Origin of the sequence: Burkholderia sp. RS01 (assembly GCF_039748055.1) — a bacterium.
In the GTDB taxonomy this organism is placed as follows: domain Bacteria; phylum Actinomycetota; class Actinomycetes; order Actinomycetales; family Micrococcaceae; genus Arthrobacter.
Map to the genome: position 1 here is coordinate 47,591 of NZ_JBDLAK010000006.1, position 26,087 is coordinate 73,677.

Genomic DNA, 26,087 nt, shown 5'->3' on the forward strand with positions numbered 1-26,087 from the left:
GGGTCCTCGGGTTCGAAAGCTCAGGCGATCCGCTCAGTGCACGGCGTCGTCGGTAGGCGAAGGCGACAGTAAGGCTGAGGCGTCAGTACGCGAAGGTACGGTCCAGCGCCTCAAGGATGCGGTCGATGTCCGGCAGGTAGTCCTCTTCGACCTTGGCCACGGGGTACGGCATGTGGAAACCGCCCACGCGGATGACCGGGGCCTCCAGCGAATGGAAGGCCCGTTCGCTGATCCGGGCCGCGATTTCGCCGCCGATGCCGCCGAAGGTGGGCGCCTCGTGGGCCACGATCAGGCGGCCGGTCTTCTTGACCGAAGCTTCGATCGTGTCGAAGTCGATCGGCGAGATGGAACGGAGATCGATGACTTCGACGCTGCGGCCGTCTTCCGCGGCGGCGTTGGCGGCGGCGAGCGCCACGGGTACCAACGGGCCGTAGACCACCACGGTTGCGTCGGTTCCCTCGCGCACGACGTGGGCCTTGAAAGGATTCTCGGCCAGGCCGGCAGCCTCGGTGTCCACCTCTCCCTTGAGCCAGTAACGGCGCTTGGGTTCGAACACGATGACCGGGTCCTGGCAGTCGACAGCCTGCTGGATCATCCAGTAGGCGTCGTGGGGGTTGGACGGGGTGATGATGCGGAGCCCGGCGGTGTGGGCGAAGAGGGCCTCCGGCGATTCGGAGTGGTGCTCGATCGAGCCGATGCCTCCGCCGTACGGGATGCGGATGACCACGGGAACGGTCAGGTTGCCGCTGCTGCGGGAATGCATCTTGGCCAGCTGCGTGGTGATCTGGTTGAAACCCGGGAAGACAAAACCGTCGAACTGGATTTCACAGATGGGCAGGTAGCCGCGCAGGGCCAGGCCGATGGCTGTGCCGACGATCCCGGATTCGGCGAGCGGGGTGTCCACCACGCGGTCCGCGCCGAATTCGGCGATCAGGCCGTCGGTGACACGGTAGACACCGCCGAGCGGCCCGATGTCCTCGCCCATCAGCAGGGACTTCGGGTTGTTGCTGAGGGTGGCGCGCAGGCCCTCGTTGATGGCCTTGGCGATGGTCATGGTGGTCATCAGTTGCCTGCCCCTTCTGCGGTGTCCTCGCCGGCGAATCCCGCGCTGTATTCCTCGAACCAGGCCAGCTCCTCGGCCACGAGCGGATGAGCCTCCACGTAGGTGTTGGCGAACGCCGTCCGGATGTCCGGGGTGTCCGATTCATAAGTGGATTTGCGGATGTACGCGGCGAGTTCGTTGCCGTCCGCGGCCACCTGTTCGAAGAACGCGTCGTCGGCCATGCCCTCGGAGCGGAGGTACTTCTCCAGCCGGTCCAGCGGATCCTTGGCCCGCCAGAGCGCCTCTTCCGAGGACTCGCGGTACTTCGTGGGATCGTCCGCCGTGGTGTGCGCTCCGACCCGGTAGGTGAAGGCCTCGATCAGCACCGGGCCGTTGCCCTGCCGCGCGTGCTCGAGAGCCCACTCGGTGACGGCATGCACGGCGATGACGTCGTTGCCGTCCACCCTGATGCCGGGGAAGCCGTAGCCCTTGGCACGGTTGGACAGCGGAATGCGGGTCTGCACGGCAGTCGGTACGGAAATGGCCCAGTGGTTGTTCTGGCAGAAGAAGACCACCGGCGCGTTGTAGGAGGACGCGAACACCATGGACTCGTGGACGTCGCCCTCGGAGCTGGCGCCGTCGCCGAAGTAGACCATGACGGCGGCCTTCGGTTCCGCCGTTCCGGACTCCGCCAGGCCGTTGGCTTCGGCGAGCCGCTGGTCGCGCTGGATCCCCATGGCGTAACCGACGGCATGGGGCGTCTGGGCAGCCAGCACCAGCGTGTACAGGTGGAAGTTGGTGTCCTTGGGGTTCCAGCCGCCGTTGGAGATGCCGCGGAACTGCCGCAGGAGTTCGGCCAGGTCCACGTTCCGGGTCAGGGCCACGCCGTGCTCGCGGTACGTCGGGAAGATATAATCCTGCGGCTGGCTGGCCCGGCCGGAGCCGATCTGCGCGGCTTCCTGACCGGTCAGCGGAACCCAGAGCGCCAGCTGGCCCTGGCGCTGGAGCGCCGTGGCCTCCTGGTCAAAGCGCCGGATCGCAGCCATGTCGGCATAGAAGCCGCGAAGCTTCTCCGCATCCAGCCGCTCGGCGTACTTGGAAAACACGGAGTCCGTGCCGAGCGTGCCGTCGGGTCCCAGTAACTGGACCATCTCGGCCGCCGGCTCGCCAAGGGCAGCCTCGGCCTCCGCCTCGAGCTGGTCGTCCAGCCCCGTTCCGTCGAACTCGGTGGAGGGCAGATGTGTGGCGCCCATACCGTCTCCTTGCTTGCCGCATCCGGATGCGTTGCAATGTCGCTGGGATATATGCTTCATACGGAATGCATTCCGCATGGGGCATATATTTCTGGCTTACTGTTCCTTACTTTATCCGGCGTAACCACCGGGGCGCGTTTGTTAACCGCTAGGAACGCCGCGGGGGTTTTGTATAGATCGCACAGAGCTCGAGGAAGCGGGTGTTGGCCTCCGGTTCGCCAATGCTGACCCGGACGCCCTCATTGCCGAAGGCACGCACGGACAGGGCGCGTTCGCCTGCCAGCTGGGCGAACTCGGCGCTGTTCTCGCCCAGATTCAGCCACACGAAGTTCCCTTCCGCCTCCGGAACGAACCAGCCCAGTTCCCGGAGACCGGCCGTCACGCGGTCCCGCTCATCCACCAGGCTTTGTACCCTTTCTACAACCTGGTCATAATTCTCCAGGGACACCACGGCGGCCTGCTCGGCGATCTGCGACACCGCGAAGGGTGTGGCCGCCACGCGCAGGTGCTGCGTGAGTTCCGGCTGGGAAATGCTGTAGCCCACGCGAAGGCCGGCCAGGCCGTGTGCCTTGGAGAAGGTCCGGAGCACCACCACGTTCGGGTATTTCCGGTACATCCGGACGCCGTCCACGGCGTCTTCCGCGCGAACGAACTCCTGGTAGGCCTCGTCGATGACCACCACCACATCCGACGGCACCGCGTTGATGAACCGCTCCGTTTCCTCGGCAGTGAGGATCGGGCCGGTGGGGTTGTTCGGTGTGCACAGCAGGATCACCTTGGTGCGCACGGTCACGGCGGCTGCCATGGCGTCGAGATCGTGGCGTCCGTCCGGCGTCAGGGGGATCCGGACGCTCTCGGCTCCGGCCAGCCCGACACAGATGGGATAGGCCTCGAAGGACCGCCAGGCGTAGATCACTTCGTCGGCCTTGCCGTCGTCGTTCTGGCCGGCAAAGGTGGCCAGCAGCTGGTTCAGGGCGCCCAGGCTGCCTGCGCCGGTGACGATGTCCTCGGCGGGCACGTCCAGGAATTTCGCGATCGCCGTCCGCAGCTTGGTGCTCAGCGGATCCGGGTAACGGTTGAAGTCAGTCTGGGCCGCGATGGCCTCGACGACGGCGGGAATCGGCGGCAGCGGGTTTTCGTTGGACGACAGTTTGTAGCTCGCCAGGCCGTCGACGGCGACGGGCGGCTTCCCTGCGGCGTAGCGGGGCAGCCGGTCCACAACCGGTCTCGGCCTGATGCTTCCCGCCGTGGTCTCTGATGAAGTCATGCCAACAAGCCTACTTCGCGGCATCCGGCCATGCCGCCCCGCGATATGACAGCATGGGCGCATGCGGTCTCTCATCGTGCGCGTCATCATCAACGGCCTGGCGCTGTGGGTTGCCAGCTGGATTCTGCCCGGGCTGGACATCTCGACGTCGGCCACCACCGAGGCAGTGGCGAAGTCGGGTCTCAGCCAGGGAACCGATGCCGTCGGCGTCGTCCTGGCCTACCTGTTCATCGGCCTTATTTTCGGCGTGGTGAACGCCTTCGTGCGGCCTGTGGTCAGTTTCCTGTCCCTCCCTATCACCATCCTCACCCTGGGCCTGTTCACCATCGTGATCAACGCGGCCATGCTCTACCTGACCTCCTGGATCAGCAGCTACACGCCGGTGCATTTCACCATCGACTCCTTCTTCTGGACGGCCGTGCTGGCTGCCATCATCATCACCATCATTTCCCTCGTGGCGGACAGGATTCCGGGCGCCCGCCGCCGGTAAGAGCCGCCGCCAAGACAGGTAAGGGGAAGACCGGCATGGCGCCGTTCATCGGCCGCCGGCCGGCCTGATGTCCGCTGGCCTGGCCGGTCGCTGGTCCTCGGACCGCCGCCCGGGTTCCTGCGCCTTCGGTGCGCGAACCAGCTGAAAACGCGTGGCCGTGGCCGCTCCCCCGGCGCCCACCACGCCGGCAAGCGCGGCCGTGGACGCGACGAGGGACGGGTCGCCGCTCGCCGAGACGGCCCGGGCCCCGGCTTCATAGTTGGCCAGCCTGTGGCCGGGTCCCAGACCTGGGTCCTGCCCCACTGGCGTCAGCACACGGTTTTGGAGTGTGACTGTGACGCGGTCGCGGGTGTCCGGGCTGGGGACCCCGTCCGCTCCCGGAACCCAGTCCTGACGATGCTCCAGATGCAGGCTGCTGATCCCGGCCCCGGGATTGAAGCCGCCCACCGGTGATCCTGCCGTCAGCACATACTTGAGGTCGTATTCCGTGAGGAAAGCCTTGTCCCGGCTCAGGTTCATGGCGTGGATTCCGCCCTGGCTGTAGCCAACCGCCACCACCTGGGCTCCGGCCTCCGCACCGGCCTGCCGCAGCGCCTCCCGGATCGCCGCACCCGTGGATGCGGAGCCGTATCCCAGGCCTTCGGCGATGCCGTATTCATCGAAGGGGTTCGGGCCGCCTGCGTCACCAGGCTGCGTGCCCGGAACGATGACGATGAAAGCCTCCCGGCCGCCGTGTTCCGTCCTGATGACCTCGATCTTGCCGCGGCCGTCGTCGGCCACGGCCTCAGCCCTGGCCAAAAGGCCGGCCGGGGAGGCATCGAGGGTGATCTCCGCACTGGGCGATGCCGTTGCGGTGACTGGGCGGGGCGTGAGTTGCGGCATCACACCGCCGGCAAGCATCCGGATGACATCGGGGACGCCTGAGCCCCTCATCCCGGTGGCCGCCGCCATGGTGACGGCCCCCATGACGGCGGGGGCATTCAGCCCCAGCAGGCCAAGGATGAGCGGGTAGTTGCCCGTCACCTCCTCCATGCTGTCCCGGTTCAGCAGCCTGCTGAAGTCCGCGCGGAGAGGGTCGCCAAGTCCGCCGAGATGCAGATCCATGAGCTGGGCCGGCAGGAGCCTGAGGCCGTCGGTGCCGGAGCGGAGCCCGGCCAGGCTTCGCTGTTCGGCAGCTTCATAGTCCCGCTGGCATGCCTGAACGTGGCTTGCGATGTCCTGCAGTTCCTCACGCACGGCCGCGACCGCACGCCGCCCTTCCCAGACGGACGTGACTGCTTCCGTCCCGCTGGACGGCGGATCGTTCTGGTACGGGCCCAGTTCCGTCCAGACCCTGTGGGCATCAAGCTCGACTGAAGCCAGGTCCCGGACGAGGCCGTCCAGCCCGATGGCTCCCGCCGCGAGCTCCTCCAGCTGGAACGCGATTCCGCCGACACCGCCGCGCACCGAAAGGAATGCGTCCGCGGCCGGCTCGACCGGCCGCAGCGGGCCCCCGCTGCCGGAGGGCGTTAGTTCGGCCATCAGAAACCGCCAGCCGCGGTCCATGGCGGGGACAGAGGCACATTGTTGGCGTGCCGTCGCACGGACCCGGCGGCCGAGTCCATCTGCTCCCCGGCCCGGCGCAGGGCTGCGGCCTGCAGCCCCGCGCTGACCCGGAATGCCCTGCCCGCCGGCGACTGCCAGTCCGCGAGCTGCAACCGCGAGAGCCGTGAAAGCACATCCTCAATCCGTGCCGCGCACGCCTCCACCCGCTCCGCCAACAAATGGACTTCAAACCTGCGTGACGAACACGCCGCGGCGTCAGCCGCGGTGACGCTGGCATTCATCCCGTTACTCCTCTTCTTTCTGCCGCATCCGGCATCCCCGCTTTTCCCTCCCGCCCACGACGCTACGGATCCCGGCCGCGCTCCGGAACGGCCGCCGTCGGCTATGTGGACAGGTGCTTCCGGCACAGGCTGTTGGGGAGAAGTCACAACCCACCGCGCGCTTCAGCGGTCGCAGGAGTTCATGAAAGAATCAGGGCATGCCTGAAACTGCCGCCACAGCTGATACCCGTACGCCCTCCGGACGCCTGGCCCTCGCCGCGTCGCCGGAAAAGATTGCGCTCGGCCCGCTGGACGGCCGCTACCAGCCAGCCGTCGCGCCCCTCGTGGACTACCTGTCCGAGGCCGCCCTCAACCGGGACCGCGTCGCCGTCGAAGTGGAGTGGCTCATCCACCTGACCAGCAACAACGTTCTCCCCGGCGCCGGCCCGCTCACCCCGGAGCAGCAGGATCAGCTCCGCACGATCGTCACCGAATTCGACGCCGCATCCGTCTCGGAGCTCGCCGAAATCGAGGCCGTGACAGTCCACGACGTGAAGGCCGTGGAGTACTACATCGGCCGCCGGCTGCCGGCGATCGGCATTGAACGCCTGACCGCCATGGTGCACTTTGGCTGCACCTCGGAAGACATCAACAACCTTTCCTACGCCCTGGGTGTCAAGGGTGCTGTGGAGGACGTGTGGCTGCCCGCGGCCAGGGCGCTCGTGGCCCAGATCGGCAAAATGGCCGAGGACAACCGCTCCGTGCCCATGCTCTCCCGCACGCACGGCCAGCCCGCCACGCCGACCACACTGGGCAAGGAACTCGCCGTCATCGCCCACCGCCTCACACGGCAGCTGGACCGCATTGCCAAGACCGAATACCTCGGCAAAATCAACGGCGCCACCGGCACCTACGCCGCCCATGTGGCCTCCGTCCCGGGCGCCGACTGGCAGCAGGTCTCGAAGTCGTTCGTCGAGGGCCTGGGCCTGACCTGGAACCCACTGACCACGCAGATCGAAAGCCACGACTGGCAGGCCGAGCTGTACGCCGACGTGGCCCGCTTCAACCGGATCCTGCACAACGTCTGCACGGACATCTGGAGCTACATCTCGATCGGCTACTTCGCGCAGATCCCCGTGGCCGGCGCCACCGGTTCCTCTACGATGCCGCACAAGGTCAACCCGATCCGCTTCGAAAACGCCGAGGCCAACCTGGAAATCTCCTCCGGGCTCCTGGACGTGCTGGGCTCCACGCTGGTCACCTCCCGGTGGCAGCGCGACCTCACGGACTCCTCCAGCCAGCGCAACATCGGCGTGGCGTTCGGCCACTCGCTGCTCGCGATCTCCAACGTGGCCAAGGGCCTGGACCGCCTTGACGTCGCCGAGGACGTCCTCGCCGGCGACCTCGACACCAACTGGGAAGTCCTGGGCGAAGCGATCCAGATGGTCATGCGCGCCGAGGCGATTGCCGGCGTCGAAGGCATGGAGAACCCCTACGAGCGGCTCAAGGACCTCACGCGCGGCCAGCGCGTGGACGGCGCCCGCATGCAGGAGTTCGTCCAGGGGCTGGGGCTCTCGCCGGAGGCGGAAGCCCGGCTGCTGGCCCTGACGCCCGGGAAGTACACGGGCATCGCCGACCAGCTGGTGGACCACCTGAAATAAGCACGACGGCGGTGCCGGGCTTCGCTGCCCGGCACCGCTTCCGTTTCCGGGCACTTTCCGCGAAGTCCCGCTCACCTTCCGACGACGAAAAGGACTGCGAACCATGAGGCTCCTACTCATCCGCCACGGAGAGACTCCCGGAAACGTGCTGGGTCAGCTGGACACGGCCCACCCCGGCCCCGGCCTGACCGAGCTGGGCGAACGCCAGGCCGAGGCCCTGCCGAGGGCGCTCGTGAACGAGCCGATCAGCGCACTGTATGCCTCCATCCTGCTCCGGACCCAGGTCACCGCCAGGCCCCTGGGCCGTGCACTCGGGCTGGACGTCACGGTGCTGGACGGGATCCACGAAATCGAGGCAGGTGCCCTCGAAAAGCTCACCGACCACGAGTCGCACCGCCGGTACATGACGACAGTCTTTGCCTGGGCCGACGGGGACCTCGACCGGCGGATGCCCGCCGGCCCCGACGGAAACGAGTTCTTTGAGCGCTACGACGCCGCCATCGCCAAGGTGGCAGCCGGGTCCCCGGACGCGGGCGCAGTCGCCGTCGTCAGCCACGGCGCCGCCATCCGCGTCTGGGCAGCCCGCCGGGCAGGGAACATCGACATGGAGTTTGCCGCCAAGCACATTTTGGCCAACACCGGCATCGTGGCGCTGGAGGGCGATCCCGACGCCGGCTGGCAGCTGATCCACTGGGACGCCAGCCCGGTGGGCGGCCTGGCCCTGGCCGACCCCACGGCGGAGGATCCGATGGGCCGGTCCGCCGGCTAGCTGCACGGCACTGGACGTCCCCCGAGAGGGCGGCCATGATGAAAGCAGGCGTGGGGACCGGACCGGCAACCGCGACCCGCGGTGGCATCCCCCGCACTGGAGGCGTACAGGCATGTCACGCGAAACCGTGCCGCGGGGTCAAGCCGCTGCCGCCGGATCCTTCAAGCCCGGAGACACGTTCCTGGCGGACTACTACGAGCACGTAGCGCCCGAGGACCTTCAGAGCTACAGTCCCGAGGACCTGGAGCAGAGGGCCATGTTCCATGCGGGACTGGCGAACACCCGTCCGGCAGGCACAGCGGGCGTCGACGTCTTGAACGAAAGCGATGCCAGCGTCCTGCTGGTGGTTGCAGACGCCATGCCGCACCTGCTCCATTCCCTCACGGCCGAGCTGACCCGCGAAAACGAGTCCATCCGGTTGCTGGTCCATCCCACTTTCCTGGTGCGGCGGGATCCGGGGACTCACGTGTTGCTGGAGGCCCGGCGTGCGTCGTCGCAGTCCGGACCTACGGCGGGAATGGCGGGTACGGCAGGCAACACTGCGTCCGCCGAGGACCCACCGGGGTGGCTGTCCGAAACCTGGGTGGCGGCAGAGATCGGCCGGCTGCCGGGGACACGCGCCATCAAGGAACTCATGGATAATGTGCGGCGGGTCCTGGCTGACGTTCAGGTGGTCGCCGATGACGCTCCCGCCATCCACGCCCGGCTCGGGCATGCGATCGGCTCGCTGGACCGGTTGCCTGCCGGTTCGGCTCCGACTCCGGAGCAGCTCGGTGAGCTCCTGGGCTGGCTGGACCGCGGAAACTTCATGCTTTTGGGCTACACCGAATATGAATACCCGACGGCGGGCGGTCCGGACAGCGTAAAGCTGCGGCCCGGCACGGGGCTTGGACTGCTCAGGGACGACCGGCCCGAAGCCAGCCAGCCGGTCACCGGGCTTCCGCATTCGCAGGTTCTCACGCTCGCCACGTCGGACGTGAGATCGTCCGTCCCCCGCCCGGCGTACCTGGATGAAATCCTCGTTCGGACCTTCGACAGCGAAGGGCAGCCCACGGGTGAGATTCGCTTCGTGGGACTGTTCGCCCCGGGGGCCACCGGCCGGTCCGTGCGGCGCATCCCTGTCATCCGGGACAAGGTGCGTGCAGTTCAGGAACGCTTCGGCTTCACCGAGGTCTCCCATCCCGGCAGGCAGCTGCTGGCCGTCCTCGAGTCCTTCCCCTTGGACGAGCTGTTCCACCTGAGCCTGGACGAACTGGCCCGGCTCTCCCGTGAGATCCTGCTCCTGCAGGCCCACCACCAGACGCGCGTGTTCCTGCGCTCTGACAGCTACGGCCGCTTCGTGTCCGCCTTGGTGTTCCTGCCCCGGCACAGGTACAGCACCGTCGTCCGGCTCCGCATCGAACAGGAGCTCAAGCAGGCCTTCAGGTCCTCCTCGCTCGAATTCGAAGTCCGGCTGAGTGAATCCCCCATGGCCCGCGTTTTCTTCCGGATCCTGCTGCCCGCCGGCGGGATGCCCGACGTCGATCCCGCTTCGCTCGAGCGGAGCATCGTCAGCGCAACGCGTACCTGGGCCGAAGGCCTGGACGAAGCGCTTCGTGACAGGCTGCCCCCCGCCGAGGCCAGCCGGCTGTCGGCGCTGTGGTCCGCCGCGTTCCCCGCCAGCTACCGGGCCGACTTCGAAGTCGAGGACGCGGTGGAAGACATCAGGCGGTTTGAGCAGTTCGACCTGGACGGCACGGGCGGACGGCCGCTGAACGATCCGCAGCTGGCTGTTTACTTCCGGACCGACACGTCCCCGACTTTGGCCGAAGACGCCCGGATCCGGCTCTACCTCACAAGCGCCCAGAGCCTGACGCAGATCCTGCCGTTCTTCCACAACCTCGGCCTGGAGGTGCTGAACCAACGGCCCTTCGACGTGATCCGCGGGAACGGCCGGCAGTTGTTCCTGTACGACCTCGGCGTCAGGTATCCCGCCGGGGTTGACCCGGCCGGGACCAGTGCGCTGCTGGGGGAAGCCTTCAGCGCCGCCGTCCGGGGGGACGAAGAGTCTGACCGCTTCGACGCCCTGGTGCTCCAGGAGGAGCTCACGTGGCGGAAGGTGGTCATCCTGCGCAGCTACGCCAAGTACTTGAGGCAACTGGGAACCATCTACACCTACGGCTTCATCGCCGACACCCTGCTGGCCAACGTGCCCGCCACCCACGCACTAATCAGCCTGTTCCATGCCCGGTTCGATCCCGAACTCGGTCACTCCCGGCGGCTCCAGGATACGGCTGCCGCCCGCTCCGCAGTGGCCGACGCGATCGACGCCGTCCCGTCCTTGGATGCGGACCGATTGTTGCGGACCTTCCTGAACCTGATAGAGGCGACAACCCGCACCAACTTCTTCCGCTACCGGCCCTACCTGAGCTTCAAGCTCCGGCCGTCCGACATTCCCGGAGCACCCTACCCCCGGCCAAAATTTGAGATCTGGGTCTATTCACCCCGCGTGGAAGGCGTGCACCTGCGGTTCGGACCCGTGGCGCGGGGCGGGCTGAGATGGTCGGACAGGCGTGAGGATTTCCGCACCGAGATCCTTGGCCTCGTCAAAGCCCAGACGGTCAAAAACTCGGTGATTGTCCCCACCGGCGCCAAGGGCGGTTTCTATCCCAAAAGGCTGCCCAGTCCAGTCTCTGACCGTACCGCATGGCTCACTGAAGGGGAGGAAAGCTACAAGGACTTTGCCCGCGGGCTGCTGGACATCACGGATAACCTGGACACGTCCGACGTCGGAACGGTGCCATCACGCGGGACCCCCGGGCGGGTCATTTCACCGGAGAATGTGGTGAAGCACGACGACGACGATTACTACCTCGTGGTGGCCGCTGACAAAGGAACCGCCGCGTTCTCCGATACGGCCAACGCCGTGGCATTCGAGTACGGCTTCTGGCTCGGCGATGCCTTCGCCTCAGGCGGTTCCGCAGGCTACGACCATAAGCAGATGGGCATCACGGCCCGCGGCGCCTGGGAGTCCGTCAAGCACCACTTCAGCGAACTCGGCATCGACTCGCAGCAGGAAGATTTCACGGTTGCCGGCATCGGCGACATGAGCGGCGACGTGTTCGGCAACGGAATGCTCCTGTCAGACCACATCCGGCTCGTGGCAGCCTTCGACCACCGGCACATCTTCCTGGACCCGACTCCGGACGCGGCCGCCTCGCTGGCGGAACGCCGCCGCCTGTTCATGCTTCCACGATCGTCCTGGGCGGACTACGACGCCTCGCTGATCAGCCCGGGCGGCGGCGTGTATTCACGCCACGCAAAGTCCATCCCCATCACCGCCCCGGTAATTTCGGCGCTCGGGCTCCAGGGCACGACGTCGATGATGACTCCGCCCGAGCTGCTGCAGGCCATCCTGCGCGCGCCCGTGGACCTTATCTACAACGGCGGCATCGGAACCTACATCAAGGCGTCCTCCGAAACGCACGGCGATGTGGGCGACAAGGCAAACGACCCCATCAGGATTAACGGCAACGAGGTCCGGGCCAAGATCATTGCCGAGGGCGGCAATCTCGGCGTCACCCAGCTCGGCCGGATTGAAGCCGCCTTGGGCGGCGTCCTGCTCAACACCGATGCGATCGACAATTCGGCCGGCGTGGACTGCTCGGACCATGAGGTTAACATCAAGATCTTCATCGACCGCATGATCGCCACAGGCAGGATGGGAGCGTCCGAACGAACCGCGTTCCTGCACTCGCTCACGGACGAAGTGGCACGGCTTGTGCTGAAAAACAACCACGACCAGAACACCCTGCTGCTCAACGACCGGGCCCTGGTCCTGAATTGGAGCCCCGGTTTCGAGCGAACCATGGACTGGCTGGAGAACGCTTCCGACCTCGACCGGCGCCTGGAAGGACTGCCCGGCACAGAACAGCTCCATGCGCGGCTACTGACCGGCAAAGGCCTCACCACACCCGAACTGTCGGTGCTGGCGGCCTACGCGAAGATCGAACTAGCCAAGGAACTGAACGAAAGCAACGTCACCGAGGACCCCTGGTTCGAACGGGTGCTCCGCAGCTACTTCCCGCATCAGCTCGCGGACCGCTTCGGCCCGGAACTCAATGCCCACCCGCTGCGCCGGCAGATCATATGCACCGTCCTGGCCAACGACATGATCAACCTCGGCGGAATCACCTTCGCCTTCCGGACCATCGAGGAAACCACCGCCACCGCCGCGGCTGTTGCCCGGGCATTCGTTGCAACCCGTGAAGCCTACGACCTGCAGTGGTTCGTGGACCGGGTGGCCGAGCTGCCCCCGGTGTTACCCAGCGAACACGCCGCAGAGCTGACCCTGCACATGCGCCGGATCCTCGACCGGTCAATCCGCTGGTACGTCACCCACGACCATCGCGACCAGCCCGTTGCCGAGGCCCTCGCCCGGATTATGCCCACGCTGGAGCTGCTGCGGAACAGGACCCGGGACTTCCTGCGCGGTGACAGCATCGACCTCGTCGAGGAACGGCAGGCACATTGGGACGGCATCGGGCTGCCCCCTGACCTGGTACGCCGCGCCGGCGCCCTCCTCGAAAGCTTCGGGCTGCTGGACATTTCCCTGATATCGGAACACATCGATGAACCCATCGAACGGATCATGGACCTGTACTGGACAGTGTTTGCGCGGATCGGCGCACTCAAGTTGCTGCTGCGCATCACGGCTCTTCCCCGGGAGAACCGGTGGGAGGCACTCGCCCGGGCAGCACTGCGGGACGACGTCTATTCAGCCGTTGCCGACATGACGATTTCGGTGATGGAGATGACGAAAGGCGCTGACTCCGAAAGTGCTGATTCCATCGAGCGGATCGTTGCCTGGGAGCGCGGGCACCAGGAGCAGCTGGCGCGGATCAAGGACACGTTCGCGGAGGCCACCAGGCCCGGGCAGACTGACATCCACTCGATCTCCGTGGCCCTGAAGCTGCTGCGGACCCTCGTGCGGCGGTAGGTCCGGGGCGCACGCCGTGTAACGTGCACTGTTCTCCAGTCCCTTACCCGCAGGAAACACCGCGGTAACGGCGCGATTCTAGGCTTGACCTGCATAACCCTTCGGCGAATCGAGGCAGCGATGCAGACCAACCCCAGGCTCAACATCAGGAAAGTCAGCTGGTCCAACCCCGTGGGTGCGGATCTGCGGGCGGCGCAGCAGGCGGAACTCGATGCCCGATTCGGCCGGGCCGACCACGAGCCCGGTCCAAAGCCGTCAGAAGTGGACACCGCAGTGTTCCTGGTGGCGTACGACAAGGGGTCCGGGCAGCCGGTGGGCTGCGGCGGGCTGCGGCTGCTCGATTCGCAGACTGCCGAGATCAAACGCCTGTACGTTCTGCCCTACACCCGCGGCTCGGGCGTGGCCAGCTCGATCCTGGCGGCCCTCGAGGCGGAGGCGTTCGCGCAGGGCATCACCCGCGTCACGGCCGAGGCCGGTTCCGCCCAGCCTGACGGCCGCAACTTCTACCAGAACTCCGGCTTCGAGCAGGTGCCCAACTTCGGCCCGTACATCGGCGTTGAGCACTCGTACTGCTACGCCAAGAGCATCGATTCCCATAGCGCGGCGCACACGGCCATGGCCTGAGTCAGGGCCGGTGGTGCGGGGCAGGGCCGGTGGGTGCGGGAATGGCGCAGCGCCGTCACACTCAGAGCCGGGCCGCCGCCGTCGGCTAATCTCGCGGTATGGAAACTGCAGACATCACCTTCCGCACCCGCAAGTGGGTCCGCCCTGAGGATCTCAACGCCAACGGCACGCTGTTCGGCGGAAGCCTGCTGAAGTGGATCGACGAGGAAGCCGCGATCTACGCCATCCTCCAACTCGGCAACGGCCGCGCCGTCACCAAGTACATTTCCGAAATCAACTTCGTCAGCTCCGCCGTCCAGGGCGACCTGATCGAGATGGGCCTAACCGCCACCCGCTTTGGCCGCACGTCGCTGACCATGCGGGCCGAGGTGCGCAACATGATCACCCGCCAGAGCATCCTCACCATCGAGGAGATCGTCTTCGTGAACCTCAGCCCCCACGGCAAGCCGGAACCTCACGGCTACACGGAGATCACCTACGACCGCGACCGCATCCCCACGCACCACCTCACCGAGACGCTCGAGCAGGACTGACGGGCCGCCGTCGTCCGTCTCCCGCCCCGCCTGACCGGCCCCGCCCCGCCTGACCGGCCCGCCCCGCTTGACCGGCTCCGGCCAAGGCCGGTTGAGCGGCGGAGGGCCGCTCGTGCGTTCGACGGCGGCTGCCGGACTCTAGCGGGCGGCGAGCGTGAGGAGGCGGTCGCGGAGCGGCTGGGCGCGTTCGGCGAGCGCCAGGCCAGCCATGGCCGAAGAAGCAACCCGTAGCAGCTGCGTCCGGAGAATCCTCTGCCGGTTGTAGGACCTGAGTGCCTCGGCCACCGGCTGCGCGTTCAGCAGTTCGGCCAGCGCCGCGGCGTCCACGAGTGCCTCGCAGGCCCCGCGTCCAAGGTTGGGAGTCATGCCGTGCGCGGCGTCGCCGATCAGCACAGCGCCGGGCCGGACAAAGCTGGCGAGGGTGGGAACGGTCCAGATCCGCTGGGCGAGGGTTGTTTCCGGCGTGGCTGCTTCCAAAACCCGTCTGACGGCGGGGGCGCTTCCGGCGAATCGCTCCCGGGTCCGCCGCAGCGCCTCGGCGGCGTCAACTCCGGCGGGCCCCAGACCCGAACGGAACGACGCGTACCAGTAGGTCCCCCCGCCCGACGCCGGCGTGATGCCGAACAGCTGCCCGCGGCCCCAGTATTCGCCGCCAGTCTCCGGGGCGACGGGCTCGGCGAGGACACCCCTCAAAGCGAGGTACGGCGTCAGCTTCGCCGCGGCCCGCCTGCCCCAGAACGCGCTGCGGACCACGCTGTGGACACCGTCGGCGCCCACCAGCAGCCCTGCCGCCAGCGGGCCCGACGCCGGAACGTCGTCCACCCGGCCCGCCGCCCGGCGCACGGCGCGGGGCACGGCCGCCTCGAGGATCCTGAGCAGATCGGCCCGGGACACCCCGAGCACGCCGCGCACCGCCGGCGCAGCCCACGAATGTCCGGCGCTGTCCCGCAGGGCCATGCCGCCGAGCCCGGTGCCGGCCGAGCGGATCTCCGGCAGGACGCCGAGTACCGCCAGGGCAGCCTGCGCTTCAGGCCACATGGCCAGTGAGGTCTCCACCGGCGGCACGCCCGGTCGCTGTTCGTGGAGCGTGACGTCGAAGCGCATCGGGTCAAGGCTGGCGACGAGCGCCAGGCCGGCGATGCCGCCGCCGACGATGGTGATGGCGTTCATGGACCGATGTTAAGCCCGACGGCGGCCGGCCGCTTGGGCGGCTTGGGCGGCTTCGTGCGGTTTCATTCGGTTTCCCCAGGACCGGTCCTCCCCCCGCTTAACCGGCCCGGACCAAGGCCGGTCGTGCGGGGCGGGGCCGGTCGTGCGGGGCGGGGCCGGTCGTGCGGGGCGGGGCCGGTCGTGCGGGGCGGGGCCGGTCCTGCGGGGCGGGCGGGGGCGCTGACAGCCTAGGCCGCGGGCCAGCCCGTGTAGGCCTCGGCCAGGTAGGCCTTCCCGTGCCGGGAGGAGACCACCGAGTTGAGCTCGCCGAGCTGGCGTGCCCGGGAGAAATCATCGGCGTCCGCCGGGGTATGCAGCATGGAGGTCATCCAGTAGGAGAACTGCTGCGCCTTCCACACCCGCTCGAGCGCGCGGTCGCTGTACGAATCGAGGAGCGCCGACGAACCGGTCTTGTAGAAGCTGTCCAGGCCCTCGAACAGCACCTTGACGTCGTGGATGGCGAGGTTCAGGCCTTTGGCGCCGGTAGGCGGGACGGTGTGGGCGGCGTCCCCGGCCAGGAACAGTTTGCCGTGGCGCATGGGCGTGTGCACGAAGCTGCGGAATTTCAGCACCATCTTGTCGATGACCGGCCCCTCCTTCAGCTCGAAACCGTTGCCATTGACCCGGCTGCGGAACGCGTCCCAGATCCGCTCCTCGCTCCAGTTGTTCACGTCCTCGTTCGGGTCGCACTGGAAGTACATCCGCTGCACGGTTTCGGTGCGCTGACTGATCAGGGCGAAGCCGTTTGCCGAGTTGGCGTAGATGAGCTCGTCCGAGCTGCGGGGCGCCTCGGCCAGGATGCCGAACCAGGCGAAGGGGTACTCGTGGAAGTACCACTTGCGGTGCGCTTCGGGGATCTGGAAGCGGCAGTGGCTGCGGGAGCCGTCGGCGCCGGCGACGAAGTCGGCTTGCAGTTCGTACTCCGTGCCGTCGGCGTCCGTGAACCAGACTTTGGGCTTGCCCTCGATGTCGTGGACGGTGGTGTCCGTGACGCTGTAGCGGACGTCGCCGCCGTCGGCTTCCCGGCGTGCGGCAAGGTCCATGAAGACGTCAGTCTGCGGATACAGCCAAACCGACTCACCCACGAGGTCCTTGAAGTCGATGCGGTGGCTTTCGCCGTTGAAGCGCAGTTCGATGCCGTCGTGCCGGTCGCCTTCGCGCAACACACGGTCGGAGACGCCGCTGTCCACCAGCATGTTGACGGTTCCGTGTTCCAGGATGCCCGCCCGGACGGTTTCGGAGATCTCCTGGCGGCTTCGGATTTCGATCACCGTGGACTCGACGCCGGCCTGAGCCAGCAGGTGGGACAGCATGAGTCCCGCCGGGCCGGCGCCCACGATGGCGACCTGGGTGGTGATGATCTTGCGTGCTGCCATGATGTTCCTCGCTTCGTCGCGGGGCCCCTCGGCTTGGTGGCCGGGGCCGGAAGGTTGTTCTGGCTAACAGTGTGCGCCGGGGCATGTGTCCGGCGTTACAAAGATTCCATTCATCGGAAATCCGGATCGTCGGCCGACTCCCTGAGCCTTCGTCCGATGCCCCGGGCCGCGGTCTGCAATGCCGGCACCAGCGCCTGCATGCGCATTTCCCGCAGGGGAACGACGACGCCGAGGGCAGCAACCGCCTGTTTCTGGCCGTCCAGCACGGGTACGGCAATCCCCCAGGTATCCTGATCGATCACGCCTGCCAGCTGCGCGTAGCCCTGGCGGGCCGCCTCTCCCAGCAGGGCGCGCAGGTCCTCCGGGGTCACCTTTCCGGCGGGATCGGCAAACTGGTTCAGGTATTTGGCCTGGACGGACCGCGGCTGGTGGGACATCAGGGCCAGCCCGGCCGACGACACGTGCACGGCCATGCGGCCGGCGATCTGCGCCCGGTTGGCCACCGAGCCGCGGCGGGAGAGCCGCTCCACGAAGAGCGCCTCCCAGCCGTCCAGCACCGCCAGGTTCACATTCTGGTTGAGCACGTGCTGGATGTCCTCCATGAACGGCATCGCCGCCTGGCGCAGCGCGAGGGTCGGCGAATTGCGGTTGACGAGCTCCCACAGACGCAGCCCCAGCCGCACGGAACCTCCGGCTCCGGCTTCGAGGAGGCCGTGGTGAGCCAGCTGCCGGACCAGCCGGTGGGCTGTGGTCAGGGGGAGGCCTGCCCGGTCTGCCAGCTCCGAAAGCTGCAGGACAGTGACGCCCTCCGGAAAGGCCGCAATAAGGCGCACCACCCTGTCCACCACGGAGTCGCCGGACGCTGAATTGGCCACGAAGTCCTGCTTCCGTTCAATGGTTTTGGCTGTCCCAGATTACACCCGCGAGTGATACAACTCTCATGTCGCACAGTCCCGGCGGTCCGCTTGGCTACCGGCTGCTGGCTGGTTCCGCTTCCGGAGCGACTCCGGCCGTCCGGCCGCAGCGGCCTCCAATCATAAACAGTTCTCAATCCCGAACAATGAGGTTCCCATGTCAACGCTTTCAGTAGCCCGCCGTTCTCAGTGGCCCGTATGGCTTTGCTGGCTGGCTATGGTGCTGGACGGATTCGATTTGGTGGTGCTGGGCACCGTCATTCCCACCCTGATCAAGACCCAGGAGCTCGGCTTCGACGCTGTGGGCGCGACGTATGCCGCCACCATCTCCCTGGTGGGCGTGGGCATCGGGGCGCTCTTCATCGCACCGCTCTCGGACCGCTTCGGACGCCGCCGGCTGCTTGTTGCCTGCGTGGCCTGGTTCTCCCTGTTCACCATCGCCGTGGTGTTTGCGCCTAACGTTGCCATGTTCGGCATCTTCCGGCTCCTCGCGGGTGTGGGACTCGGCGCCTGCCTGCCCGCAGCCCTTGCCTACATGAACGATTACGCCCCTACGGGCACGGCGGGAAGGTCCACCACCCGGACCATGACCGGCTATCACGTGGGCGCCGTCGCCACCGCCTTCCTCGCCATCCTGGTGGTGCCGGACTGGCGCATCATGTTCGTGGTGGGAGGAATCGCCGGCCTGGTGCTGGTGCCGCTCCTGTGGTTCCGGCTGCCGGAGACCCTCCCGCCTGTCCATGCCGAGCACGGTGCCGACACCGACGGCGCCGACGTCAGCCGCGCCGAAGTCGAACCAGCAGAGATCCGCCGCGCCGGGGCGGCCCGGGCACACCGCCCCTTCGCGGTCCCGGCAGCGGAGCCCGAGGCCGCGCCGGCGTCGCTGCTGGCCACCGACCAGTCCGGCGGGCGCGCCGGCTTCCGCGACCTCACACGCAAGCCGTATCCGCTCGTCGCCCTGGGAATTGCGGTGGCATCATTCATGGGGCTCCTGCTGGTCTACGGCCTGAACACCTGGCTGCCGCAGCTCATGTCCTCCGCCGGGTACACCGTCAGCACGGGCCTGGTGCTGCTGCTGGTGCTCAACGTGGGCGCCGTGGTGGGTCTGATCGTGGCCGGCATCCTGGCTGACCGGCACGGCACCAAGAAAATCGTGCTCCTCTGGTTCGGCCTGTCCGCGCTCTTCCTGGCGGTCCTCAGCGTCAAGATCCAGAGCGAATTCCTGCTCAATGCCGCCGTATTCGTGACCGGCGTCTTCGTCTTCAGCTCGCAGGTGCTCGTCTACGCCTGGGTCAGCCAGCTCTTCCCGGCCCGGCTCCGCGGTACAGCACTCGGCTTCGCGGCCGGAGTGGGGCGTCTGGGCGCCATCATGGGTCCGGCCGTTACCGGCACGCTCGTGGCGGCCGGCATCGCCTACCCGTGGGGCTTCTACGTTTTCGCCGCCGCAGCCGTTCTGGCCGTGCTGGCTTTGGTGACCGTCCCCCACGCGATCGCGCCGGCACCCGGCCAGGCATCCGACGTCGGGCGTTCCTAGGCCGCGCCGGCCGGTCAGGCGGGCCTCGGGCGGCACGGCCGGCCGGAACCGATCCGCTCCCGGGCCGCCAATCCGCCAAGGACGGCGAGTACGCTGTGAACACTAAGCGCACTTACCTTTTGGAGGGTGATCCGATGACGGACCGCATTGCTGACATCTGGGGCGAACGAACACCGTACGGAGCCGGCCAGGCGTGGCCGGAGCGCGTGGACCAGGCCCTTGCCGAGGGGCTGGCCGCGGACGACGTGGACCGGTGGGTGCAGTCGGCCTGCGTCCTGTGCAGCAATGGCTGCGGCTGCGACATCGCGGTCAAGGACGGCCGCATGGTAGGCATCCGCGGCCGGAAAGAAGACCGGGTGAACCGCGGCAGGCTGGGGCCGAAGGGGCTGTACGGCAGCTGGCAGGGCGAGACGCACAAGGACCGCCTGACCCGGCCGCTGATACGGGTGGACGGCCAGCTCGTGGAAACGGATTGGGACACGGCAATGGCCCGCATCGTGGACCGGAGCAGGGACCTGCTCGCCGCCAAGGGACCGCTCAGCCACGGCTTCTACACCAGCGGCCAGCTGTTTCTGGAGGAGTACTACGCCCTGGGAATCCTGGGCAAGGCCGGGATCGGCACGCCGCACATGGACGGCAACACGCGGCTGTGCACGGCCACGGCGGCGGCAGCCCTGAAGGAATCCTTCGGCGCCGACGGCCAGCCTGGCAGCTACACCGACGTCGACGAGTGCAGCGCCATCTTCCTGTACGGCCACAACATGGCCGAGACACAGACGGTTCTCTGGTCCCGCGTGCTGGACCGCCTGGACGGCCCCAACCCTCCGCGGCTCGTCTGCGTCGATCCGCGCGACACGGAGGTGGCCCGCCGGGCCGAGGTGCACCTGCCCGTCCATCCGGGCACCAACCTGGCCCTCATGAACGGGCTGGTTCGCGAGCTGTTCACACACGGCTGGATCGATGAGGACTACATCGCAGGGCACACCGCCAACGTGGAGCAGCTCCGCAGCGTGGTGGATCCGTGGACCCCGGAGAAGGTGGCGGAAACCTGCGGCGTGAAGGCCGCGGACGTCCGCCGCGCCGCCGAGATCTTCGGCACCGAAGACAGGATCCTCTCCACCGTCCTGCAGGGCTTCTATCAGTCGGCCCACGCCACGGCGTCCGCGTGCCAGGTGAACAACCTGCACCTGCTCCGCGGGATGCTGGGCTCGCCCGGCCGCGGAATCCTGCAGATGAACGGCCAGCCGACGGCCCAGAACAACCGGGAATGCGGGGCCGACGGCGATCTGCCGGCCTTCCGCAATTGGGAGAACCCCGAGCACGTCCAGGATCTGGCCCGCATCTGGAACGTGGATCCCGCCATCATCCCGCACTGGGCTCCGCCCACCCACGCGCTGCAGATCTTCCGCTACGCCGAGCAGGGCTCGATCGGGCTGCTCTGGATCTCGGCCACGAATCCGGCGGTGTCGATGCCCCAGTTGAGCCGGATCAGGGACATCCTGCGCCAGGACAGCCTGTTCCTGGTGGTGCAGGACATCTACCTGTCCGAAACTGCGCAGTACGCCGACGTCGTGCTTCCCTGCGCGGCCTGGGGCGAAAAGACCGGGACCTTCACGAACGTGGACCGCACCGTCCATCTGTCCGAGAAGGCCGTGGATCCCCCCGGCGAGGCGAGGAGCGATCTTGACGTCTTCCTCGACTACGCGCGCCGGATGGACTTCAGGGACAAGGACGGCCGCCCGCTGCTGGACTGGAAGGGCCCGGAGGACGGCTTTGAGGCCTGGAAGGAGTGCTCGCGAGGCAGGCCGTGCGACTACACCGGCCTGAGCTACGCAAAGCTGCGCGGCGGCAGCGGCATCCAGTGGCCATGCACCGATGAGCGCCCTGACGGGACCGAGCGCCTGTACACCGACGGCGAATTTCCCACCGCCCCGCAGTACTGCGAGTCCTACGGGCACGATCTTCTCACCGGCGCCACGACCGGCGAGACCGTCTACAAGGCAACCGTCCAGCCGGGAAGGGCCTGGCTCAAGGCCCTCGACTACAGTCCCCCGCACGAGGAGCCCGATGCCGACTACCCGCTGCGGTACACCACCGGCCGGACGGTCTACCACTTCCACACTCGCACCAAGACCGGGCGCAGCCGCCGGCTGAATGACGCCGCGCCCGAGCCGTGGGTTGAAATGTCCGTCGAGGACGCGGCGCGCGCGGGCTGCCGGGAGGGGGACATCGTCCGGGTGACCTCGCGCCGCGGCCGGCTCGAAGTGCCGGTCCGCGTCGGCGACATCCGCCCCGGCACCGTTTTCGCGCCGTTCCATTACGGGTACTGGGACGCTCCCGACGTCGGCGCACCGGGCGGCGATTCAGCCTCCCCTGGTGCGGCTGCTTCGCCCGCCGGGCCCACCCGGGCAGCGAACGAACTCACGATCACCGAATGGGATCCGGTGTCCAAGCAGCCGGTTTTCAAGAATGCGGCCGTCCGGGTGGAAAGGCTGCGGGCCGGCGACGGACCGTCGAAGGCGCCGGACACCGCGGCATCACGCCCCGCCACAGGAGGACAGCCATGAAATTGCCGGTTTACATTGGCCTGCTGGACGAGGCGGAGGCGACACTCGCCGCGTCGTTCCGGGTGGTCGCGGACGGCCATGGGGACGAGCCCGACGTCCATTTCATCCTGCAGACGCTTGCCCAGCAGTGCGACGCCCACCGGGAGGCCCTGCAGCCGGTCATCGACCGCTACGGCGAGGAGGTGGAGGGTGAAGAGGAGCACCGCCTCACGGCCAACGGTGTGACGGGGGTCCGCTCGGGACCGTTGGCCCTGATGCTGGACCTGCAGGACCTCTACGTGCTGGTTCACCACATCGACGTCACCTGGATGATGGTGGGCCAGGCTGCCCAGGGGGACAGGGACAAGGAACTGCAGGCCGTGGTGAAACAGTGCGAGGGGGACTCGGAACTGCAGATCAGATGGCTCAAGACGAGGATGAAGCAGGCCGCGCCGCAGGCCCTCCTGGTGGCGGAGTGAGCACCGCGGGATGACCGGGCCGGGCCCGGCCCCGCCGGGGTCCGCTAGGGCTGCAGCCGCCGGAGCCGCGCCCAGGCTGACGGCGCGAGCACCACCGCAATGCCCACCGCCGCGCCGATCACGGTTTCCACGATCCGGTCCCGCAGCAGGATGCCTGGGGCGGCGGGTGCGACCAGCAGCGTGGAAACGAGTGCCAGCGGCGTCACGAAGACCTGGGCAACGACGTAGTTGCGGGCGATGAAGAGCTCGGCCCCCAACTGGCAGATGGCCACCACCAGCACCATCTGCCACGGCGCCGGGTTGAGCGCGATGATCCCCGCCAGCAGTACCAGGCCCAGCACCGTGCCGATGATTCTCTGGACGCCGCGGCTGATCCGGTGCCGGGTGGTGCGGCCCACGAGCGGCACCACCGCGGCCACCATCGCCCAGTAGTTGTGCCCGAAGCCGAGCCACTGGCCGGCAAGGGTTGCCAGCGTCCCGGCAAGGCCCGCCGCAGCGAGGTAGCCCACGGCTTCGAGCCGGGCAGCCTGTTTCTCCTTCGCGGTGAGCCTGGCAGGCTCCGGCATCTCCCACGGCGTCCGGCGGCTCCGGAGCACACGCGAGGACAGCCCCACCAGGAGGCAGAAGACGGTGGTCACGACGGCCGCCAGCATGCACTGCCACAGCGGCGGCTGGTGGGGGATCGACGCAATCGCGGCAAAGGCGAAGATGTGGAACAGCGAGCCGGCCGGCCGCTGGCGCCAGCGCGCAATGACCAGCGAGCAGGCACCGGCGACGATCGTGGTGGCCAGCACCAGGAGCCACGTGCTGGCCGCGCCGGAGAGCCCACCGGCCTGGACCGCACGGGCCACAAGGCTAGCCAGCAGGATCACCACGAGCATGAGCGAACCGGCCCGGACCTGGATGAAAAGCCGCTTCCGGTGCATCTCGCCGCGGCCGTAGATTCCCGTGAACGCGCCGAAGGAAGCGAAGATTGCGAGATCGAGGCGGCCCAGCAGCACCAGGGTGATCAGCGGGACGAAGACTCCGATTGCGCAACGGGCAGCAACGTGATGATCCTTGTTTGCCGGGGCAATGGTGAACATCTCGGCCAGCATCTTCACGGTCGATTCGCGCCTTTCGTTTGCAGTCTGGAACTGACGACGGCGGCGCTGGCGTGCGCTTTACAGCTTACGTTGGCGGGCACTCCCCTCTGAATGAAAGGGCTGTTACCTGTGTCTCCGGCTAGTGGTGCGGGTGCGCGTCCACCACAACCGCTTCGAACGTGGTGGCATTGGCGACGCCGAATTTCGCGTTCACCACGGCCAGGGAGTCATGGAAGAGGGCGGCCGTGGTCGGGACGTTGAAGTCCGGGCTGGTGATGACCTCCCGCACCGTCCCGGTGGACTCATGGAAGTTGACGCGGATGCGGCTCACCTGGTTGCTCTGGTTCTGCACCACCCACACGACGCTGTCCTTCACCACAACACCGTCGGCGTTGGGCACGGTGATGCCGTCGATCTTCGTGCTTTCCCCGGTCCGCGGGCTGACCGTGTACAGGGCCGCGTTGGCGGAGTGGGCCACGACCAGCCTGCGTGCGTCACGGGAATAGGCGATGCCGTTGAGGTTGAAGGCGCCGGAGAGGTCGGCCGCGGGGCCCTTGAGCGCGAGCGTCCGGACGTCGCCGAGGTCGCCGTCGTCGTCCACCGGTACGAAGTACAGCTCGGCCCGGCGGGAGTTGGTGAACCAGGCGCCGTCGTCGGTCAGTGCGACGTCGTTGATGAACGCCGCTTTGTCCGTCAGCTGGTAGGTCTTGACCGTCTTCTTGGTGTGCGTGTCATAGACGTAGGCCTGGCCCGTGGGTCCGCCGGCAACGAACAGCAGGTCGTTGCGCGTATCGGCCTTGAGGCCAACGGCAACCCGGCCGTCGGGTGCATCGATGAACTTCTTCGCCGTGTCCTTGTGGATGTCGCCACGGTAAATGTCCCCCGTGGCGAGGTCGCCCGCGTAGAACGTGCTGCCCTCGCCGGCCGCGATGCCTTCGGCGCCCTTGGCTCCGTCCAGCAGGATGACTGAGGATTCGTCCCCGGACTGTACCTGCCCGGCGGACGCCATGGGGGCCGGGACCAGGAGTGCGGCGAGGGCGGCTAACCCTGCGGCCGCACGGCGTGTTTTTCCTGAAACTATGCTGAGGGGCATGATGCTCTCCGGAATCGACTTTTCCGTGCGAGCTGGCCGTTGTACGGAGCTCCGCACGCTGGTCTTTTCAGTGTAGGTACGGGGGTAAGCGGCTGGCCATAGCGCCGCGGACCGGGCCTCAGGCGCCGGTCCGGAAATCTTCCCGAGATCGGAACGCGGGGGCAATGCGCCCGTAACAGCTGCCCGGCAGGCTGGCATCATGAAGCCTCACGCACCCATCCCTGCCACGGCTGAACTAAGCTGCGAGGTCTGCGGCCAGATGCCCGAACCTCCCAAAACCCGCCTCACGGTGGCGAACGTCGCCGTCATGCTCCCTATCGAACTGCTGGTGCACGCCCTCGTGGTCCAGACCCACCTGCCGTATCTGGCCAAGGTCCTGGTGCTCACGCTCACCGCCACCGTCCTGGTGATCTGGGTGGCTGAACCGTCCGCGGCGCGGATCCTGCGGCGCTGGCTCCACGCGCCCGCACTGAGGCACCGCCGGCGGCTCGGTGCGGCCCCCGCCCTGTGGCGGGCCCGGACCGTGCTGCGCGACCAGCCCGGTTCCCTGAAGAAAATCACCCGGTCGCTCGCGCTGCTGGACACCAACATCCTCAGCATCCACGTCCATCCGGTCCGGGGCGGCGTCATGGACGAATTCGTGCTGTCCGCACCCGGCGAGCTGACCGAACGCCAGCTCCTTGAGGCATTGAAGGACGGCGGCGGCAGGCACGCCCACGTCTGGCCCACCACGGCGCTGGCCATGGCCGACGGGCAGACGAAGGCGCTGAGCCTGGCGGCACGGATCGCCGCGAGCCCCCAGGAACTTCCGCTCGCCGTCGCGGAACTGCTGTCCGCCCGGATCCTAACGGAGGACGGGGAAACCGCCCGCCAGACGGCCGAAACGAACGACGCCGGCACCCTCCTGAAAATTCCCACCGCCTGGCACGGACCCATCACCTTCTACCGCCCCGGCGAACCGTTCACGCCCGCCGAATCAGCCAGGGCCCACCGGCTCGCGGAGCTCGCTGAGATCCTCGCGCACGTGCCCGACGGACCCGGGGGCACCAGGGAATCGGCCGCGGCGGGCAGCTAACCGCCCGAAAGCCGAAACCCGCCGAAAGCCCGCCTCCTCGCGATATTCCGGCCCGACGCCTCCCACGGACCGCCCGCCCCGCCTCCGGCACCGCCGGATGACGGGGCGGGCGGCCGTCTGTCCGCAGCACAACAGTCACAATCGGTGGTTTCGGCGGCAAAGGGCGTCTTTCCGGAAATTCCTTGACAGTGGCGCCCGTCACTCTTACCTTTGATTTTGGGATCCCAAAACGGGATCCCAAAAGTCCAAGCTTAGACGGACCCGTACAGAGCGGCCTGGCGCTTCCGGAACGCCGCCGCAGGCCATCGCTCACAGATTCCCGCCGCCCAACCCGCGGCCGCACACTCCGCACCA

Annotated in this window: 20 protein-coding genes; 10 read left to right on the forward strand and 10 right to left on the reverse strand. The window is 67.6% G+C overall.

Annotation, left to right across the window (positions count from 1 at the left end; genetic code table 11):
• Positions 1-82 precede the first annotated feature (82 nt).
• The 3 genes from ABFP37_RS07425 to hisC form a co-directional block, all read right to left on the reverse strand.
• Entirely contained in the window at positions 83-1,063 is a 981-nt protein-coding gene (locus ABFP37_RS07425) for an alpha-ketoacid dehydrogenase subunit beta (protein WP_078028325.1), read from the reverse strand.
• Positions 1,063-2,295 (reverse strand): pyruvate dehydrogenase (acetyl-transferring) E1 component subunit alpha, encoded by a 1,233-nt coding sequence (gene pdhA, locus ABFP37_RS07430; RefSeq protein WP_347033138.1) that lies wholly within the window; start codon positions 2,293-2,295, stop codon positions 1,063-1,065. The genes ABFP37_RS07425 and pdhA overlap by 1 nt, the downstream gene beginning before the upstream one ends.
• Positions 2,296-2,443: 148 nt before the next feature.
• Positions 2,444-3,562 carry a histidinol-phosphate transaminase gene (gene hisC / locus ABFP37_RS07435; protein ID WP_185982365.1) on the reverse strand — a complete coding sequence of 373 codons (1,119 nt, stop codon included), beginning with the start codon at positions 3,560-3,562 and terminating at the stop codon, positions 2,444-2,446.
• 61 nt (positions 3,563-3,623) lie between these two features.
• On the opposite strand from hisC, the gene ABFP37_RS07440 reads away from it, so the two are divergent.
• Positions 3,624-4,052, forward strand: a complete 429-nt coding sequence (locus tag ABFP37_RS07440; protein ID WP_347033139.1) for a phage holin family protein — start codon at positions 3,624-3,626, stop codon at positions 4,050-4,052.
• A gap of 45 nt (positions 4,053-4,097) precedes the next feature.
• Here ABFP37_RS07440 and ABFP37_RS07445 read toward each other — a convergent pair whose 3' ends face one another.
• Together ABFP37_RS07445 and ABFP37_RS07450 are read right to left on the reverse strand one after the other, a co-directional pair.
• The gene (locus tag ABFP37_RS07445; RefSeq protein WP_347033140.1) at positions 4,098-5,573 is read right to left on the reverse strand and encodes a hypothetical protein; all 1,476 of its coding nucleotides are present in this window, start codon (positions 5,571-5,573) and stop codon (positions 4,098-4,100) included.
• On the reverse strand, positions 5,573-5,878 hold the full coding sequence (locus tag ABFP37_RS07450; protein ID WP_078028330.1) for a hypothetical protein: 306 nt from the start codon (positions 5,876-5,878) through the stop codon (positions 5,573-5,575). Before ABFP37_RS07450 ends, ABFP37_RS07445 begins: the two co-directional genes overlap by 1 nt.
• 197 nt (positions 5,879-6,075) lie before the next feature.
• Here ABFP37_RS07450 and purB point away from each other — a divergent pair, with 197 nt between their 5' ends.
• The 5 genes from purB (at position 6,076) to ABFP37_RS07475 (ending at position 14,422) form a co-directional block, all read left to right on the forward strand.
• The gene (purB, locus tag ABFP37_RS07455; protein WP_347033141.1) at positions 6,076-7,518 is read left to right on the forward strand and encodes an adenylosuccinate lyase; all 1,443 of its coding nucleotides are present in this window, start codon (positions 6,076-6,078) and stop codon (positions 7,516-7,518) included.
• 103 nt (positions 7,519-7,621) lie between these two features.
• A complete protein-coding gene (locus tag ABFP37_RS07460; RefSeq protein ID WP_347033142.1) occupies positions 7,622-8,287 on the forward strand; it encodes a histidine phosphatase family protein in 666 nt (221 codons plus the stop codon).
• 112 nt (positions 8,288-8,399) lie between these two features.
• A complete protein-coding gene (locus ABFP37_RS07465) occupies positions 8,400-13,265 on the forward strand; it encodes an NAD-glutamate dehydrogenase (protein ID WP_347033143.1) in 4,866 nt (1,621 codons plus the stop codon).
• 120 nt (positions 13,266-13,385) lie between these two features.
• Positions 13,386-13,889: a GNAT family N-acetyltransferase gene (locus tag ABFP37_RS07470; protein WP_078028334.1), complete on the forward strand. Its 504-nt coding sequence runs from the start codon at positions 13,386-13,388 to the stop codon at positions 13,887-13,889.
• Between the two features lie 113 nt (positions 13,890-14,002).
• Complete coding sequence (locus tag ABFP37_RS07475) at positions 14,003-14,422, forward strand: hotdog domain-containing protein (RefSeq protein WP_347033222.1); 420 nt, start codon at positions 14,003-14,005, stop codon at positions 14,420-14,422.
• A 138-nt stretch (positions 14,423-14,560) separates the two neighbouring features.
• Here ABFP37_RS07475 and ABFP37_RS07480 read toward each other — a convergent pair whose 3' ends face one another.
• From ABFP37_RS07480 to ABFP37_RS07490, 3 genes are all read right to left on the reverse strand, one after another.
• Entirely contained in the window at positions 14,561-15,592 is a 1,032-nt protein-coding gene (locus tag ABFP37_RS07480; RefSeq protein WP_347033144.1) for an FAD-dependent monooxygenase, read from the reverse strand.
• Positions 15,593-15,819: 227 nt separating this feature from the next.
• On the reverse strand, positions 15,820-17,007 hold the full coding sequence (locus tag ABFP37_RS07485; protein WP_347033145.1) for a 4-hydroxybenzoate 3-monooxygenase: 1,188 nt from the start codon (positions 17,005-17,007) through the stop codon (positions 15,820-15,822).
• A gap of 110 nt (positions 17,008-17,117) precedes the next feature.
• Positions 17,118-17,882, reverse strand: coding sequence for an IclR family transcriptional regulator (locus ABFP37_RS07490; protein WP_347033146.1), 765 nt, complete (start codon positions 17,880-17,882; stop codon positions 17,118-17,120).
• Between the two features lie 196 nt (positions 17,883-18,078).
• On the opposite strand from ABFP37_RS07490, the gene ABFP37_RS07495 reads away from it, so the two are divergent.
• The 3 genes from ABFP37_RS07495 to ABFP37_RS07505 all read left to right on the forward strand — a co-directional run bounded on the left by ABFP37_RS07495 (position 18,079) and on the right by ABFP37_RS07505 (position 22,480).
• The gene (locus tag ABFP37_RS07495; RefSeq protein ID WP_078028339.1) at positions 18,079-19,455 is read left to right on the forward strand and encodes an aromatic acid/H+ symport family MFS transporter; all 1,377 of its coding nucleotides are present in this window, start codon (positions 18,079-18,081) and stop codon (positions 19,453-19,455) included.
• Between the two features lie 134 nt (positions 19,456-19,589).
• Positions 19,590-22,022, forward strand: coding sequence for a nitrate reductase (locus ABFP37_RS07500; protein ID WP_347033147.1), 2,433 nt, complete (start codon positions 19,590-19,592; stop codon positions 22,020-22,022).
• Positions 22,019-22,480 carry a hypothetical protein gene (locus tag ABFP37_RS07505; protein WP_078028341.1) on the forward strand — a complete coding sequence of 154 codons (462 nt, stop codon included), beginning with the start codon at positions 22,019-22,021 and terminating at the stop codon, positions 22,478-22,480. The genes ABFP37_RS07500 and ABFP37_RS07505 overlap by 4 nt, the downstream gene beginning before the upstream one ends.
• 44 nt (positions 22,481-22,524) lie before the next feature.
• On the opposite strand, the gene ABFP37_RS07510 is transcribed toward ABFP37_RS07505, so the two are convergent.
• Positions 22,525-23,577, reverse strand: coding sequence for an FUSC family protein (locus tag ABFP37_RS07510; RefSeq protein ID WP_347033223.1), 1,053 nt, complete (start codon positions 23,575-23,577; stop codon positions 22,525-22,527).
• 127 nt (positions 23,578-23,704) lie between these two features.
• Entirely contained in the window at positions 23,705-24,658 is a 954-nt protein-coding gene (locus ABFP37_RS07515) for an SMP-30/gluconolactonase/LRE family protein (RefSeq protein WP_078028343.1), read from the reverse strand.
• Between the two features lie 199 nt (positions 24,659-24,857).
• On the opposite strand from ABFP37_RS07515, the gene ABFP37_RS07520 reads away from it, so the two are divergent.
• The gene (locus ABFP37_RS07520) at positions 24,858-25,733 is read left to right on the forward strand and encodes an amino acid-binding protein (protein WP_078028344.1); all 876 of its coding nucleotides are present in this window, start codon (positions 24,858-24,860) and stop codon (positions 25,731-25,733) included.
• The last annotated feature ends 354 nt before the right edge of the window (positions 25,734-26,087 follow it).

Bases quoted from the DNA above. Each gene is read 5' to 3' on its own strand.
- ABFP37_RS07425 (WP_078028325.1), bottom strand. From the start codon at position 1,063: ATGACCACCATGACCATCGCCAAGGCCATCAACGAGGGCCTGCGCGCC.
- ABFP37_RS07460 (WP_347033142.1), top strand. From the start codon at position 7,622: ATGAGGCTCCTACTCATCCGCCACGGAGAGACTCCCGGAAACGTGCTG.
- ABFP37_RS07440 (WP_347033139.1), top strand. From the start codon at position 3,624: ATGCGGTCTCTCATCGTGCGCGTCATCATCAACGGCCTGGCGCTGTGG.
- ABFP37_RS07505 (WP_078028341.1), top strand. From the start codon at position 22,019: ATGAAATTGCCGGTTTACATTGGCCTGCTGGACGAGGCGGAGGCGACA.
- ABFP37_RS07500 (WP_347033147.1), top strand. From the start codon at position 19,590: ATGACGGACCGCATTGCTGACATCTGGGGCGAACGAACACCGTACGGA.
- hisC (WP_185982365.1), bottom strand. From the start codon at position 3,562: ATGACTTCATCAGAGACCACGGCGGGAAGCATCAGGCCGAGACCGGTT.
- ABFP37_RS07445 (WP_347033140.1), bottom strand. From the start codon at position 5,573: ATGGCCGAACTAACGCCCTCCGGCAGCGGGGGCCCGCTGCGGCCGGTC.
- ABFP37_RS07465 (WP_347033143.1), top strand. From the start codon at position 8,400: ATGTCACGCGAAACCGTGCCGCGGGGTCAAGCCGCTGCCGCCGGATCC.
- purB (WP_347033141.1), top strand. From the start codon at position 6,076: ATGCCTGAAACTGCCGCCACAGCTGATACCCGTACGCCCTCCGGACGC.
- ABFP37_RS07515 (WP_078028343.1), bottom strand. From the start codon at position 24,658: ATGCCCCTCAGCATAGTTTCAGGAAAAACACGCCGTGCGGCCGCAGGG.
- ABFP37_RS07480 (WP_347033144.1), bottom strand. From the start codon at position 15,592: ATGAACGCCATCACCATCGTCGGCGGCGGCATCGCCGGCCTGGCGCTC.
- ABFP37_RS07485 (WP_347033145.1), bottom strand. From the start codon at position 17,007: ATGGCAGCACGCAAGATCATCACCACCCAGGTCGCCATCGTGGGCGCC.
- ABFP37_RS07450 (WP_078028330.1), bottom strand. From the start codon at position 5,878: ATGAATGCCAGCGTCACCGCGGCTGACGCCGCGGCGTGTTCGTCACGC.
- ABFP37_RS07495 (WP_078028339.1), top strand. From the start codon at position 18,079: ATGTCAACGCTTTCAGTAGCCCGCCGTTCTCAGTGGCCCGTATGGCTT.
- ABFP37_RS07520 (WP_078028344.1), top strand. From the start codon at position 24,858: ATGAAGCCTCACGCACCCATCCCTGCCACGGCTGAACTAAGCTGCGAG.
- ABFP37_RS07510 (WP_347033223.1), bottom strand. From the start codon at position 23,577: ATGCTGGCCGAGATGTTCACCATTGCCCCGGCAAACAAGGATCATCAC.
- pdhA (WP_347033138.1), bottom strand. From the start codon at position 2,295: ATGGGCGCCACACATCTGCCCTCCACCGAGTTCGACGGAACGGGGCTG.
- ABFP37_RS07470 (WP_078028334.1), top strand. From the start codon at position 13,386: ATGCAGACCAACCCCAGGCTCAACATCAGGAAAGTCAGCTGGTCCAAC.